13 protein-coding genes are annotated in these 16,093 nt (G+C 41.5%); 4 read left to right on the top strand and 9 right to left on the bottom strand.

All coding sequences use genetic code 11. The features are described from left to right. Positions 1 to 54 precede the first annotated feature (54 nt). A complete protein-coding gene (locus NQ536_RS03900; protein ID WP_044997806.1) occupies positions 55 to 996 on the top strand; it encodes a glycosyl hydrolase in 942 nt (313 codons plus the stop codon). A gap of 40 nt (positions 997 to 1,036) precedes the next feature. Here the strand turns inward: NQ536_RS03900 and NQ536_RS03895 are convergent, their stop codons facing one another. Together NQ536_RS03895 and NQ536_RS03890 are read right to left on the bottom strand one after the other, a co-directional pair. Beyond that, a complete protein-coding gene (locus NQ536_RS03895) occupies positions 1,037 to 2,179 on the bottom strand; it encodes a HAMP domain-containing sensor histidine kinase (RefSeq protein ID WP_004849725.1) in 1,143 nt (380 codons plus the stop codon). Then, positions 2,176 to 2,814 (bottom strand): response regulator transcription factor, encoded by a 639-nt coding sequence (locus tag NQ536_RS03890; RefSeq protein ID WP_233419674.1) that lies wholly within the window; start codon positions 2,812 to 2,814, stop codon positions 2,176 to 2,178. Before NQ536_RS03890 ends, NQ536_RS03895 begins: the two co-directional genes overlap by 4 nt. A gap of 172 nt (positions 2,815 to 2,986) precedes the next feature. Between NQ536_RS03890 and NQ536_RS03885 the strand changes: the two genes are divergently transcribed. The 3 genes from NQ536_RS03885 to NQ536_RS03875 are packed head-to-tail and all read left to right on the top strand — an operon-like array spanning position 2,987 to position 4,959. Further along, positions 2,987 to 3,112 (top strand): CD1871A family CXXC motif-containing protein, encoded by a 126-nt coding sequence (locus NQ536_RS03885; RefSeq protein WP_004849721.1) that lies wholly within the window; start codon positions 2,987 to 2,989, stop codon positions 3,110 to 3,112. Further along, a complete protein-coding gene (locus NQ536_RS03880) occupies positions 3,105 to 4,010 on the top strand; it encodes a 4Fe-4S binding protein (RefSeq protein WP_004849719.1) in 906 nt (301 codons plus the stop codon). Before NQ536_RS03885 ends, NQ536_RS03880 begins: the two co-directional genes overlap by 8 nt. 40 nt (positions 4,011 to 4,050) lie before the next feature. Then, the gene (locus NQ536_RS03875; RefSeq protein WP_004849717.1) at positions 4,051 to 4,959 is read left to right on the top strand and encodes a TlpA disulfide reductase family protein; all 909 of its coding nucleotides are present in this window, start codon (positions 4,051 to 4,053) and stop codon (positions 4,957 to 4,959) included. Between the two features lie 204 nt (positions 4,960 to 5,163). Here the strand turns inward: NQ536_RS03875 and NQ536_RS03870 are convergent, their stop codons facing one another. The 7 genes from NQ536_RS03870 to NQ536_RS03840 all read right to left on the bottom strand — a co-directional run bounded on the left by NQ536_RS03870 (position 5,164) and on the right by NQ536_RS03840 (position 16,084). Continuing rightward, positions 5,164 to 6,381 (bottom strand): IS256 family transposase, encoded by a 1,218-nt coding sequence (locus NQ536_RS03870; RefSeq protein WP_167530854.1) that lies wholly within the window; start codon positions 6,379 to 6,381, stop codon positions 5,164 to 5,166. Positions 6,382 to 6,569: 188 nt separating this feature from the next. Then, complete coding sequence (locus NQ536_RS03865) at positions 6,570 to 11,795, bottom strand: calcium-binding protein (protein ID WP_044997805.1); 5,226 nt, start codon at positions 11,793 to 11,795, stop codon at positions 6,570 to 6,572. A 47-nt stretch (positions 11,796 to 11,842) separates the two neighbouring features. Then, complete coding sequence (locus NQ536_RS03860; RefSeq protein ID WP_147565660.1) at positions 11,843 to 12,667, bottom strand: hypothetical protein; 825 nt, start codon at positions 12,665 to 12,667, stop codon at positions 11,843 to 11,845. A gap of 233 nt (positions 12,668 to 12,900) precedes the next feature. Beyond that, positions 12,901 to 13,716, bottom strand: coding sequence for a hypothetical protein (locus NQ536_RS03855; protein ID WP_227909660.1), 816 nt, complete (start codon positions 13,714 to 13,716; stop codon positions 12,901 to 12,903). Positions 13,717 to 13,810: 94 nt separating this feature from the next. After that, positions 13,811 to 14,635, bottom strand: coding sequence for a hypothetical protein (locus NQ536_RS03850; protein ID WP_004849707.1), 825 nt, complete (start codon positions 14,633 to 14,635; stop codon positions 13,811 to 13,813). Positions 14,636 to 14,684: 49 nt separating this feature from the next. Beyond that, complete coding sequence (locus NQ536_RS03845) at positions 14,685 to 14,918, bottom strand: hypothetical protein (RefSeq protein WP_155803779.1); 234 nt, start codon at positions 14,916 to 14,918, stop codon at positions 14,685 to 14,687. A gap of 437 nt (positions 14,919 to 15,355) precedes the next feature. Beyond that, entirely contained in the window at positions 15,356 to 16,084 is a 729-nt protein-coding gene (locus tag NQ536_RS03840) for a hypothetical protein (protein WP_004849703.1), read from the bottom strand. Between the last annotated feature and the right edge of the window lie 9 nt (positions 16,085 to 16,093).

Raw genomic sequence — 16,093 nt, 5'->3', positions numbered from 1 at the left:
TATTTGTATATGATAAAAGCATATCAAACACATACTAATGAAGGAGAAAATAAGATGCAGAAAGCAGCAAACAAGCACATATCGCATTCAGCACAGAATCTACTGGATTATTTATCGGAGATTGCCGGTAATAAGATAATAACAGGTCAGCACACACAGACCAATCCTATGGAGGAGATTGACTATATATACGAACAGACAGGCAAATGTCCGGCACTCAGAGGTTTCGAGCTGCTTGGATACTCGCCAAACATAAACTATAATGATGCATCCGCAGAATGTCTCACAGAGGTATATGAAAATCAGGATACCCTTGACACCGCTCTCGAATGGGCAAAGAAAACAAATGGCATTGTCACTTTCACATTTCACTGGTTCTCTCCGGTTGGAGGTCGTGACAAGAGTTTCTACACAGAGAACACTGACTTCAACGCTGAAAAAGTGTTCATTCCAGGCACAAGAGAACGTGATGCTTTCTACCACGATATGGACATCATCGCAAAGGAACTCCGAAGATTCCAGCTTGAAGATATCCCGGTTCTGTGGAGACCTTTCCACGAGTCCGAGGGCACCTGGTTCTGGTGGGGTGCCAAAGGTCCTGCTGTTGCGGCAAAGCTCTACAGACTCATGTTCGACTACTATACAAATGTACTGAACATCAACAACCTTATATGGGTATGGAACTGTCCTACAAAGGGCGTATACCCTGGAGATGACTTCGTTGATATTGTCTCCATGGACATATATCTGCCGGAATACACAGCAACCGATTACAGTGAAGAATACACAAAGCTTGTAGAAGCTACCTCTCCGAACAAGGTTGCCGCCCTTACCGAAGTTGGATATATACCGGATATACATCTTCTGGAGAAGTCACACACTCCATGGGCATACTACATGACATGGTCTGAAGAATTCTGCATAGGAGAAAAATTCAATTCCAACGAAAATCTTAAGGCTATGTATGACAGCCAATATGCTGTTACCGGAAAGTAAGTGGGTAAGTCTGTTATATGTAACGGCTGTAATGCTCACTTTATAAAACGACTTCAAAAATCGTTCCTCCAGACGGATTAGGCTTAACTGCAATATTGCCATCATGCACTATCACGATCTCGCGGACAAGAGCAAGTCCCAGTCCTACGCCGCCAAGCTCACGGCTTCTGGATTTATCCACGCGAAAGAAAGGTTCAAACACGCGATCCTTCAGTTCTTCCGGGATACCATTTCCGGTATCCTCTACTGACAGGTAAACGTGTTTTTCCTTCTGACGCGCTGTCACTGTAACCCGTCCTCCTGTGCGGTTATATTTTATAGCATTCTCAACAAGATTGTATAACATCCTGTAAATAAGGATGTCACTTCCTATCATAGTTACATCCGTACATTCTCCAATAAGTTCTATATCCTTTTCCTGTGCAAGAGGTTCCAGATCCGCCAATACCTCATCAACAAGCGCGTCGACCATTATTTTATCATCCCGGCTCACAGTTTGAAGCTCACTCATATCAAGAAGTGTCTTTACCATTTTGCTGAGTCTCTCATTCTGTTCAGTTACCATCTTTATCGTCTGCAGAGTGACTTCATCATCTCCCGGATGCCGGGAAGAATTATATGAATCAAGCTGTATCTGCATTAAGGACAGTGGAGTTCTGAGCTCATGTGCTGCATTTGCAGTAAACTGTCTCTGTATCTCAAATGCATCCGAGAGGCGTTCAAGCATCTTGTTATATGAAACGCTGAGCTGGTTCAGTTCTTTAACATTGTTTTCTTCTATTCGTGAATCCGCCAGATTCTGTGCCTGTACCTCTTCAATTTTATCAGAAAACTCACTGATCGGCTTTAGTGCATGCCCACTTATAAAATATGTAGCTACTCCGCCAAGCAGGGCCAGCAAGGCAGAAATTATCAGGCTGTTTTTCTTGTAATCTGCCTTATTATTGTACACCTTAACAGAAAAGTCATTTGCAAATTCATCCCACTTATCCTCCGGAATACTGATATATATTTCATCAGTACCGCTCCCATTATCATCTCCCTGGGCATCAACGGTTTCTTGCAGAGAATCAATATAATACACTCCATTTTTATAGACAAGCAAAGTAAGGCATCCACATATAAGCGCAATATATAATGTGATTATACAGGTAAGCCTCCACTGCAGCGACATTCTTTTCATCTGTCGGACTCCTCTCGTATTTTATATCCTTCTCCCACCTTGTTCAAAATCGGATCATATCCAAGCACTGCCTTAAGCTTTCTTCTCAGCGAAGACATATGTACTCTGATCGCTCCACTGAAGCTGTCAACCGAAGCATCCCAGACATGCTCCATCAATTCCTCCTGGCTTACCGGTCTGCCCAGATTAAGAAGCAGATATTCCAGGATTCCATTTTCTTTTCTTGTAAGGGGAACCTTTTCTCCTTTTGCGTATGCCTCACGTTTTATCGTGTCAAACTTTATCCCGCCACTTTCCAGACATACATCCTTCTGTACAAATTTTCTTCTTGTAAGACTTCTGATACGCGCCTCAAGCTCCTGCAAATGAAATGGTTTTTCCATATAATCATTTGCACCTGCATCCAGCCCTTCAACCTTATCCGCAATTTGTCCCCTCGCAGATAATATGATAACCTTTGTCTCCTCATTTTGCTGTCTGAGTTCCTTTAAAATCTCCATTCCATCCACACCTGGCAGATTCAGATCCAAAACGATCAGATCATATTCCTCTGACAGAATGCATTCAAGAGCCTCTTCTCCGTCATAACAGGTATCCACCTCATACCCGGCATCATACAGGCCTTTCGCAACCATATCACATATCTGCTTCTCATCTTCAACTATCAATAATCTCAAAACTGTCACCTGTTTCTTAACAAAAATCCTTCTTAACAAAAATTTTACAACAGCTATTGTATAATATCCAAGTCAGCTGGTCAACAAACACAATCATGAAAGGAGCTGCAATAACTTGAAGTACAGGAAAATGTCTCAGATCATTTTACTCATCACGGGTATGGCAATGATCAGCTATGGTGCAGTCAGAGGTGAAGCGGCTGCCGTGCTCAGCAAAGCAATAAAATTATGTCTGGAGTGTGTAGGAATTGGATAAGAACAAATCACTGTCAAAAAAAACAGCCAGAATACGCGGATGGATACAGGCAGCAGCCACGCTGCTTACCAATATTCACATCCCCAATTTATTTAAAGGCAAGATCTATCAGGGCAAAGCAAAAACAGTATGCGTACCAGGACTAAACTGTTACTCCTGTCCTGCTGCAACAGGAGCGTGTCCCATCGGTGCATTTCAGGCGGTCGTCGGATCATCCAAATTTAAATTTTCTTACTACATAACCGGTTTTTTCATTTTAATCGGTGTGATCCTCGGAAGATTTATATGTGGGTTTTTGTGTCCATTTGGATGGTTTCAGGATCTGCTTCACAAAATCCCCGGGAAAAAGTTTTCCACAGCCAGGCTGAAACCACTAAAATACCTGAAATATATAATCCTTATTGTTTTCGTTATACTTCTGCCGATGCTTGTAACGAACTCCATAGGAATGGGAGACCCGTTCTTCTGTAAGTATATTTGTCCACAAGGTGTTCTGGAAGGTGCTATACCACTTTCACTCGGAAATGCAGCTATACGCTCTGCACTCGGAAAGCTGTTTTCATTTAAATGCCTTATTTTAATTACAGTTGTCGTTCTGAGTATTCTGTTCTACAGACCCTTCTGTAAATGGATTTGTCCTCTCGGCGCAATCTACTCATTATTCAACAAGGTCAGCCTTATGAGTATCAAGGTTGAAAGCAGCAAATGTGTCGGATGCGGTAAGTGTTCAAAGGCATGCAAAATGGATGTAGATGTATGCAAAACACCAAATCATCCGGAATGCATACGATGCGGAGCATGTATGAAGGCATGTCCAAAAGATGCGATCCACTATCAGTTTATGGGAAAGCCATGTTCCCAAAAAGGACATAAGCAAGCTTCCAAAACCAACATGTAACAATCAACCATACTAATATTATTTAAAGGAGCAATTATTTATGAAGACAAAAAGAACATTAATATCTATTATCACTCTCTGTGCAGCTTTATCTCTCACGGCATGTAACGGATCAGGATCCGCCACTACTGAGAATTCACAAAAAACCCAGACAGAATCTACCACTGAAGCTGTGGACAATTCCAACACAAAGCTGGATGATCTATATCAGCAGGAGAACCAGATATTTGCAGATCACCAGGATGTATGGAACAAGGCATTTGGCATGGCGAATAAAAGCGATGCTGATCCAAGCGGAGATTATGCCGATTATCTGGCCGGCATAATAGAATCGAACAAGGAATCCTTTACGGATGATGAACTGAAAACACTTAACAATGATATCGAAACTATCAGACAGATTGAAAAGCAGATAGCTGAAATCGAAAATAAAAACGCAGGATCAGAAAGCACCGACCAGAATGACAGTTCCGAAGAAATCACGCCTTTCAAGAGTTTCTCCGGCAAGAATTTTGACGGTAATTCTGTTGACGAAAGCCTGTTTTCCAATAATGCAGTAACTGTCGTTAATTTCTGGTTTACCGGCTGCAAGCCTTGTGTCGCAGAATTGTCCAAGCTTAATGAATTAAATGATGCCATCAAATCGATGGGCGGCGAGGTAGTAGGTATCAACACAGAGACATTTGACGGAAACGAAGATGCTATCAAGGAAGCCGCAGCCGTTCTTGACAGCCAGGGTGCAAAATACCGCAATATCTCCGTTGACTCTGATTCTAGCGTAGGCAAATATGCCTCCGACATCATGGCATTTCCTACAACCATACTAGTCGATAGAAATGGTAATATTGTCGGAGAGCCTATGCTTGGAGGGATCGACGATCAGGCTAACTACGACTCTCTCATGAAACAGATCCAGTCAGTGATCGACGCTGATAACAAGGATAAATAATTATAGTTGACTTTAAATTGAATATACTAATGAAATGACAAGAAGCCATTGAGACCGTTTCAAGTTTTGTGTAAACGTTAAAAACTGATATAAGATTTGTGAATAGTTACAAATGGGCAGAGCCGATTTTCCGGATTCTGCCCATATCTGCATTATACAGTAGTTTTTAGGCATGTCAATAAAACCTGCCTAAAATTGACTGCTTTACAGGTTCCGTCCCGCCAGACGTTCTTCAAAATAAATTTCAAGCTGGGAATGGATCTGTCCCCAGTCCTGCCTGTGTCCGGTCCATTTTTTCGTGATATCCATGGTTGCCAGATACAGCATTTTCAAAAGGCTGTCATCCGACGGAAAAACCGTTTTGCTTTTGGTCACTTTCCGGAGCTGGCGGTTGAATCCTTCAATGGCATTTGTGGTATAAATCAGCCGTCTTACTGCCTCTGGATATTTGAAATAAGTGGACAGTGTTGCCCAGTTATCATGCCAGGATTTATAGATTTTCGGGTACTTGGAATCCCATTTATCCTTGAACAGTTCCAGTTCATTTAAAGCGGTTTCTTCCGTTGGAGCCGCATATACAAGCTTCAGATCAGCCATCAGTTTTTTGATATCTTTGTAAGAAACAAACTTCGTTGAATTACGGATCTGATGGATGATACACTGCTGAATCTCTGTTTTTGGATAAACAGCCTCGATTGCCTGTGGAAATCCATTTAAACCATCAACGCATGCAATCAGGATATCCTCAACGCCTCTGTTTTTTAATCCATTCATGATAGAAAGCCAGAACTTCGCACTTTCGTTTTCTCCAACATACATTCCAAGAACATCTTTTTTCCCATTCATATCGATACCAAGGGCAATGTAAACCGCACGTTTTACAATACGTCCTTCACTGCGGACGTGATAGTGGATTGCATCCATAAATACTACAGCATACACTTCTTCCAAAGGGCGTTCCTGCCATTCTTTTACAATCGGCAGGATTTTGTCTGTGATCCGGCTGATTGTGCTGTCAGAAATATCAATATCGTATAATTCACGCATGTGGGATTCAATGTCTCCAGTTGTCATTCCCTTGGCATACATGGAAAGTATTTTTTCTTCCATGTCCTGAGTTACGGTATTCTGATATTTTTTAATCAGCTGTGGTTCATAATCACCATTACGATCCCTTGGGATTGCCACATCCATATCTCCATAACTGGTGTGCATGGTTTTGCTGGAATGTCCATTTCTACTATTGTCTGTTTCTTTGTTTCGATAGTCGTACTTGGAATATCCTAATTCTTCATCCAGTTCTTCATCCAAAGCACCTTCCAAAATGACAGACATCATGTCACGCATGATACTGTTTACATCGGTGCCGTCTTTGATGCTGATATCATTATTCTTCAGATAATCACGCATCATTTCTCTCATTGCTGCTTTTTGTGGGCTGTCTTTTCTTCTTGCCATAAAAATAACCTCCAAACTGAGTAATTTTATCTTACATCAGTTTGGAGGTTTACACAAACTTTGGGATGCTCCCAAGCCATTCTGCTTTTTAAAAAAAGGTCATCTGGTTTTCAAGAAACCAGATGACCTTTTCCCGTGCAATAAAATTCTATTTATTCTCCCATGCTCAATTCCTGTAAAATCGGATTCTCCTGCGCATCATACTCGTATTTTACTCCATCCGAAAAGACAAGATTAAATTTTTTGTTTTCATCGGACGTAAAATACCCCAGCAACACAAGTGCATCCTCTGAACCCGCAAAACGAATCGTTAAATCATTCCAGTTCGTCCGTTCAACAAGAATGTCTTCGCATTTCAAGCCCTCGCAAAAGATAATCTCATTGATTCCACTGTTATCGCTGATACTGTCCGTCCCATACCCAATGCCAAAATAGTATGTGTCATTACCTGCTCCGCCTTCCAAATAATCATTTCCGGCTTCTCCAAGCAGGCAGTCATTTCCATTTCCGCCTAAAATCCTATCATCACCAGTACCACCATAAAGTACATCTGTACCATCCGAACCATTTAACGTATCCGCGCCGTCCAAACCATAGTATGTCATACGTCCGCCATCAAATCCCAACATATAATCACTTCCGGCAGTTCCATACAATGTCCTGCATGGACTTCCAAAATCTGTAATTCCAAATACGGAGCCGTCACAAATCACCTTATACTGGCGGTTGGCATCCGAAACAAAGAAGTTTTCTATGATGAGCTTATCAGCTCCTGAATCACTCAAACCGGCTTCACCACTTCCATCCAGAATCATCGTCAAATTATTCCAGTTTGTTCTATAAGCTTTTATATCTGAAATTCCGTAGCCTGTTATTTCTATGATATTTTCACCCTGTGCATCCGAAATCGTGTCCGTACCATATCCTTTCTGATAGATATATACATCCGCTCCGGCACCGCCGTATAGCATATCCGTTCCCTTTCCGCCATCTAGATAATCATCGCCGCCGTTTCCGGCAATTCTATTATTTCCGTCGCCTCCAATAAGATTATCCGAAGCTTCGCTGCCGTTTAACTGATCGTCGCCGTTTTCCGCAACAATGGTCGTTCCATCAGTATATATACTGGTATGGTATTCTGTTCCTTCCCAGTCATTGATTGTGCGCAGTACGCCGCCGGAAGCAGTTGCATATTCTACAAGACCATCCGCAAATATCAGCCGGAACCCACGAGCATCCTCATTGATGCAATAATTCTTAATCACAATAGATGTTTCTGTGCCTTCAAATACAATAAGCAAATCATTCCAATCTAACCGATATGCTTTTATCTTCGTAGATTCCAACCCATCTGCACACACGATTGTATTCTTCCCCTCGGTGTCCTTGATTGTTACCGTTCCGCAGGAAGGAGATATATAGTATGTGTCATCATCTGCTCCGCCATCTATAAAGTCATTCCCGCTTTGTGAAATCACAACATCATTGCCTGCTCCGCCACTTACATAATCATTGCCTGCTCCGCCGCTTATGATGTCATCTCCATTTTCTCCAAAGACCTGATCATCTCCATCCATGCCATAGACCACATCTGCATCGTCTCCTGCCAATATCCGGTCTACATCTCTATCGCCAAATATATAATCTGCATTGCTTCCGCCGACGATATAATCATACTCTGCCCCTGCAAAAATAAAATTTTTACTGTTTTCTGCAAAGACTGCGTCTGAGTTTTCCGTACCGGAAATAATGTTTACATTGTCTGAAACATCTCTTTTATCTGATGCCTGAGCAGAGGAATCCATCGCATCATCTGATGCATCCGCATCCGTTGGCGTTGCTATCTGCGGTATCTCCTCTGTTACATCAGGTGAAGAATCCGTTTCACCGTCAATCTGCGGCAGCTCCGCAGCATCCGTTTTTGTCAGAATATCTGAGACATCAACTTCATCTTCCCCAACATAAACAATGAAACGTTCTGGATTGTCGGAATATCCGGTAACCACAAGACGATCCGCTGTACCCGAAATCAAAAAGAATAAATCATCTCCAACTTTCATCGCCGTCAAATCGTTCAAATGAATTCCTTCGCCAAACTGAATCGTCGAAGTGCCGGAGTTATCCTCTATAACGTCCACGCCATCGCTTTTATCAAATATGTATGTGTCATCGCCTTCTTCTCCAAACATATAATCATTTCCTTTGTTTCCACAGAGGATGTCCGCACCTGCACCGCCGAATAAAATATCATCGCCATCACCAGCCTTGATCTGATCTTTTCCATCTCCGCCATAGATTGTATCAGCGCCGTCTCCCGCTTCTATCTGATCGTCTCCTGCATTTCCATAAATGATATCCTTCCCTGCACTTCCGATAATCGTATCGTTCTCCGCATACCCATACATATAACTATCTTCTACTACTGCCTTTAATGAATCTTCCGTTTCGGTTCCATAGATATAATGAAACGGACTGTCTTCATCCAAACAGTGTATTTTTTTATCACGGAATATCAATGTATAGTCTGTATACACTTCATCTTTACAGAAATTTTTCAGCGTCAACGTATCATTCGTTCCCTGAATGCGAATCTCTGCGTCATATTCATTTACTCCATTCACACGTATATCCTTGCTTGATACACCCGTAAACCGTATCGTGTTGCTTCCGCCATAGTCAACAATTATATCCTGACCATATCCGGTAGAAAATACATATTCATCGTCTCCATCTTCAGAAGTATCTCCGATGTTTCCACCATAGAGTATATCATTTCCGGATCCTCCATCCAGACAATCATCACCGGAGCCTCCGGAAAGAATATCATTTCCGGCATTTCCGTATAATTTATCTGAACCATCTTCTCCATATATACGATCCGAACCGCTTCCACCACTCAACTGGTCGTCCCCTGCTTTTCCAAATATATATGAATTCTGATTTGTACCGCTATAACGATCCGCTTTCTCCGTTCCAATATATACATATCCGGTTTTTGCCAGTTCAATCACCTCTGCATAATGAGTCGATATTGCAGAAAAATGCTCACTCCATGTAGAAAGCATCTCCGATTGATGCATCTCATCATACCATGCCAGATACAGACAGAAGTCATACAAAATAGAATCAACATCCTCGCCATCTGAAATCTTTTCATCAATGAGTGCAACCGGAAGATTCAGCAAAAGATTGTCTTTCCCGTCTTCATCCTGATATTCTACAACACTATACCAGTATCCGCCCAAGCTGGAATTCAGGTTGAGCATGTTATAGTATCCATCCTCTATCGTACCATAAATATCTTTTAAAATAGCCGCTGCATTGACATTTGGACAAGTGCCGTCAACACCTTCAAATCCTCGTCCCATACATTCTTCAATTACCTTTAAATCTCTGGCGTCGATATTACCGCCTCTGCTGTTTGCTTCAATATCGGAAGCACCTGCAAGGAAATACAAAATTTCTTTTATGCAGCACCTTTTTTCTGCTATATCATTGGATTCTACAAATGTATACACCAATTTTTCCAATTCGCCGGTTTCATCCTCCGCCAGCGCCTGATAAATATTCGGAATATTTCCTGTCGTTTTGATATCTCCATGTGTCGTATCTGATGTTTTCACCGGAAACCAGAATTCACTTGCTTCCGTTGTCTTGCCATTTTCCAGCACGACCTCCGACGTCTCCGCTATCAATGTTCCGGTCGTCTCATCCAACACGCTTGTTTCCTTATGTTCCAGTCCAATCGATGTGATTCCCGTTTCTTCCAATGAAAAAAGCTCAGTCATTTCTGAAACACCGTTATGATTCTTATCAATCCAGATTAAAAGCTGCCCATAAACATCATCCTCTTTATCTATTACCTTATCACCATTGATATCATATTCTGCAAGTGCATCAAAACCAGAAGACGACAATGCTCCGCTTGACAGCGTTACCTGATCGCCAAACAACTCTCCGCCATTGTCAATCTTACCATTCTTATTTCTGTCAAGTGCTATAAATCCGTCCTCGTTGCCAATCCATGCCGTCTTTTCTGCAAAGCCGTTGTTGTCGAGGTCAAAATTCACGCCGTCAGCAAGCGTGGACAGCTCGATGCCATCTGTTCCCAAATCTACCACCAGCGGATCTCTTGGCGGCTGAGCGTTTCCAGCCTGGTCATATTCATCCGCCAAATCCTGCAGACTGTCTGTAATGTCGTTTAATGCGTCTTCATCCCCATTTTGAATTGCATCGCTAACGGCTGCTGCCATATCCTCGCCACAATATATCTCCACCGCGGTCATAAAATCGTCTTGGGCATTTTGTAGTTCTTGAGCATAAACATTCGTTTTTGAAACCATAACTGCTCCCGTAATTCCCGCAGCACTCGCTCCTGCCGTTTTCAATACTTTTGGCAGATTCGCTGCTACCGTTGTCTTGAATGACTCGCAGGCAGCAATAATAGCCTCGGATACCGAATTCCATGTATTCGGATTTCTGTTTATTGCCACATTTGCCGCCTGAAGCGTCGTAGCAGTTGCTACGAGCGTTAAATACACATATGGATCGATTGCAACCAAACCTTCACCACTTGGTTTGTCAGTCTGATCATTGTTTCCATAGTCCTGAGTGTCAGTATATGATTCTGTTTTATTCTTTGACGGCACACTAACTGTCACCGGCGAAGGCTCCGGCTCTGGTTCTTTCTTTTTTTCGTATCTTTTGAATTTATATAAGATCAAACCATTATTTTGAACGGTATAGGTAACGACGTAAGATACTGTATCACTTATCGAAAATGTACAGCTGCTACTCGAAATAGTGGATGCGTCACCGATAAAATATGTTGTTTTTGATAAATCAATGGAACCATCTTTAACATAACCCATTTCATTTGTGCAATTCCCTGAAAAAATATATTTTGACAACTGCTCTTCTCCCAATAGTTTCTTCGGGTTAACAGAATAGGAATAAGGCTTTACTTCCCATAGATAAGTAGACCCATCTTCTTTTATAGCAATATCCGCCCTTCCCTTTTTCCCCGTCTTTTTTCCACTTGCATTGACAAATTCGATACCATACTCTAGCTTTATTTCTTTTGATGACATATACCTTGAAAATATATCCTTCTGTACTTCTGTATGAAATCGATTCCACACCAAATGGTCTTTATAGATTGCCGTTCTCCAATCCCCTGCCCGCACCTTGACATCAGCAATTGAATCAGATTGTGCTTCCGCTTTCGCCTCGCCAATACTTGAAACCTCATCTGACAAAGTTGCAAGAATTGTCTCTCCTGATTTTCCACTTTCTGCGAAAACTATACTGCAGTTCGTCGGTAACACTGTTAATAACATTGATATTGACAGCACTACAGCAATAATCCTTCTTGTCATTTGTTTTAATTTCATATGCTTACTCCCTTCTTTTTGCCCCCCGTCTTTTACACTTCAATTCCCATCGTACGTATTGCGTTTAAATTTTTTTCTGCACGTTCTGCTTTTAATCGTTCAATCTCATTTTTAGTTATTTCATCTGAAAAAAAATTTTCATATTGTTTAATATCATCATTGTATCTTCCTTCACACCTAAGCAATCTCTCCTTTCCTTCCTTTTCTGTCATCTTTTTTTCTGAAACACGTTGCATCACCCTTCTCTTTGCCTCTTGTAAATCATTTTGTACTTTTGCGCTGTAAGATTCTACATCTGGATACTTTGCCGGCAAAATAAATACATCCCCATTACATTCAGTTTTTCTACTAATTTCTAACTCATCAAAACCATATAACTCCAAATAATCCACACAAGTCTTTAAATCCACCACCTTGTCAAACGCCGGAATTATATAATGCTCTATGCCAGTCATGGCAAACGCAATCTGTTCCCTAAGAGATGCTTCATCTCCCTTTTTGATGATATAGTCAACTCCCGGCTGTTCATTCTCATAAACCGGTATTCCGTTTCGCTTTGCCTTAACATACATTTCAAGATGCGTAGTATTTATCCAGTCCATGCTGGCATACACAGAACGGTTCAGATTAATCTCCGGGCGGTATATACTGCCGACCGCACAGTATACTTCAAACCGTTTTTCCTCCAACTGCAGCGACAGAGCCTGCTCCAGCCGATAGTTGATGACTTGAATAATCTCGGGCGTTGCCATCCTCACAAAGTGCGGATACCTCCCCTTTACTTTCTTGAACCCATGCGGTTCCAGCGTTTCCTTAAATGCCGCTTTAAGACTCTTGTCCACTTCCAATGTTCCCATTTCTCTTGCTCGCACACAACAGATGTACGATACCTCCTTTTCGTTAAATTTAATTAAAAAACGGAGTAAATACTGATGCACTCAGTGTTTACTTGATTTGTTTTTGCGAAAGCTACGCTACAGTTCGTCGGTAACACTGTCAATAGCATTGATATTGACAGCACTACAGCAATAATTCTTCTTGTCATTTGTTTTAAATTCATCTCTTGCTCCCCTTCTTTTTTTCTCATTTTCTACACTTTGATTCCCATCGCACGTATTGCATTTATATTTTTTTCTGCTCGCTCTGCCTTTAATCGCGCAATCTCATTTTTAGTTGCCTCATCTTCAAAAAATTTTTCGTATTGTTCAATATCATCATTATAACTTCTCGTGCATTGTATTATTTTTTTCCGCCCATTTGCTTCTGTAATTCTTCCATCTAAAATGTCTTGTTCCACCTTCTTTTTCATTGTTTCACAATCTTTTTGTATTTTCTTGCTGTATGATTCCTTATCCGGATATTTTGCTGGTAAAATAAATTTATCTCCATTTTCAAACCATACAAATAGTTCGCCTCTATCATATAACTCCAAATAATCCACGCATGTCTTTAAATCCACCACCTTGTTAAATGCCGGAATTATATAATGCTCTATGCCTGTCATGGCAAACGCAATCTGTTCCCTAAGAGATGCTTCATCTCCCTTTTTGATGATATAGTCAACTCCCGGCTGTTCATTCTCATACACCGTTATTTCATTGCGTTTTGCCTTCATGTACATATGAGGCATCGTAGTATGTATCCAGTCCATGCTGGCATACACAGACCGGTTCAGATTAATCTCCGGGCGGTATATACTGCCGACCGCACAGTATACTTCAAACCGTTTTTCCTCCAACTGCGGCGACAGCGCCTGCTCCAGCCGATAGTTAATTACTTGAATAATCTCGGGAGTTGCCATCCTCACAAAGTGCGGATACCTCCCCTTAACTTTCTTGAACCCATGCGGTTCCAGCGTTTCCTTAAACGCCGCTTTAAGACTTTTGTCCACTTCCAATGTTCCCATTTCTCTTTTTTCGCACATATCAGATGTACGATGCCTCCTTTTCGTTGAATTTAATGTAACTGTTCAGAGCCAACCTTCTTTTTACCTTCGTTTTTTACACTTCGATTCCCATTGCACGTATTGCATTTATATTTTTTTCTGCGCGCTCTGCCTTTAATTGTGAAACTTCTTTTTTGGTTGCTTCATCTTCAAAAAATTTCCCATATCTTTCAATATTGTCACAAAACCGCCTTTCATACCAAAGCAGTTCCTGTTTACCTTCTTCTTCTGTCATTTTCCCTTCTGAAACACGTTGCATCACTATTCTTTTTTCCTCATGAAAATCACTTTGCACTTTCACTCTATAGGATTCTTTATTCGGATACTTTGCCGGCAAAATAAATACATCCCCATTACATTCAGTTTTTCTGCTGATATACAAATTACTAAAAGCATATAACTCCAAATAATCCACGCATGTCTTTAAATCCACTACCTTGTCAAATGCCGGAATTACATAATGCTCTATTCCAGTCATGGCAAACGCAATCTGATCTCTGAGAGATTCTTCATCTCCCTTTTTGATGATATAGTCAACTCCCGGCTGTTCATTCTCATACACCGGTATGCCATTGTATTTCGCCTTAACATACATATCCAGATGCGTAGTATTTATCCAGTCCATGCTGGCATACACAGACCGGTTCAGATTGATCTCCGGGCGGTATATACTACCAACCGCACAGTATACTTCAAACCGTTTTTCTTCCAACTGCGGCGACAGCGCCTGCTCCAGCCGATAGTTGATGACTTGAATAATCTCGGGCGTTGCCATCCTCACAAAGTGCGGATACCTCCCCTTTACTTTCTTGAAGCCATGCGGCTCCAGCGTTTCCTTAAACGCCGCTTTAAGACTCTTGTCCACTTCCAATGTTCCCATATTACTTTACCTTCCACCATGCACCAATATCTTCATATATTGCATTTATCTATTCGCTAATATAATTATTAATCAACGATGGGTAGTCTTTAAAATATTCATTTGACTTATCATGATATATTGTTTTATTTTTATTTCCTGCACCTATACCGTTTATCATATTGTACCCTACCATACCGCCATCATCTTCTATCCAATTTCTTGTATGGAATGCAACCATGAGTGTATATACTACATAGGAACTCAGTTTTGTTCCCCAAAGGCTCCTTGCGATATTGAGCATAACCGTAGCATTAATTGCATTTGCACTTTGCAGACAGGCTTGTCCACTCGTTGCAACCGATGTCTACGACAGTGAGAAACTCCCATCACTTCCCTGAGAACACATTCTCCCGTCTCCGTGTCCTCAGACCAGACATAATCGCCTGCCTCTATGTCAGCTATCGGTGTAAGCCCGTATTCCATCAATACCAGAGTATCTCCTGTGAAGCACTGGCTTGTGAGCCGAACAGCATACACGTAAGCTGCACAAACCGCACCGCCATCTCCACGGGGGCGCCGCTCTTTATCGCTTACTGTATCTGGTCGACCTAGTTTCCGAGACCGAATATTGCCATCATCGGTTTTAGGATGATTCTGAGTGATGTCTTGCACATGCCGTCGCACATGAAGCCGACTACCACGCAGTGCACAGATTATGACTACAGAACTTCGTGCAAACTAATTCTCATTGCCACTCAATGAACGCTCATATTCCAACTGTTTTACATATCCCCAGACTAAGTCTCTTTCAGTACAATATCCCCAAAACACAAGATCTTTATTAGAATATTTATCATTGTGAGGATATCTGAAATCACCACACTTTCCCAAATATGTCAAATCCTTTGGTCTTTGTCTTTTTGAGCTTTCCAGTATTTCTGCTTCATAGTTAATCTGAATTGGAGGCCAGCTGAACAGTATATTTTTCATACGTTTTATATCATCCGCAGACTGTGGCTTGTCCTTTGAAAGAAAGAAATAAGCATCAGCCACCTCGTCCCATACGCCTCTGACTATCCAATCCTCCTTATACACCTTATCCACATAAAACGTTGCATACCAACCAGTATATTCTTCATAGCCATCTATCGTCTCCGTTATCTGAAAGCAATATACACCGCCTTCTATCCACCCTGCTTTATACGGTCTGTGCACAGGCACTTTTTTTCTGGGCGGCATCTCACTCTCAAGCTTCTTCTTGAACTTTTCAAGTTCTATGCATCTTTTCTGTCTAATCTTCTCGCCTTCCCAGCGTTCTGCGGACTTATCTTCTTCAATCTCCGCAAGAGTTCTTTGTTTTATCTCCTCCGTAAGTCTGCCCTTATCCCACATAATCCCTGCAAGTGCGGTAAATAAATCGCACTTGCAGTCTATATCGTCTGCCTCCTCTTTGTACTCATCAAGCATCTTTATTAG

Origin of the sequence: Coprococcus eutactus (genome assembly GCF_025149915.1) — a bacterium.
Classification (GTDB): Bacteria; Bacillota; Clostridia; order Lachnospirales; family Lachnospiraceae; genus Coprococcus; species Coprococcus eutactus.
The sequence above is the reverse complement of the archived record's forward strand: the minus strand, read 5'-3'. Positions and strand labels throughout refer to the sequence as shown.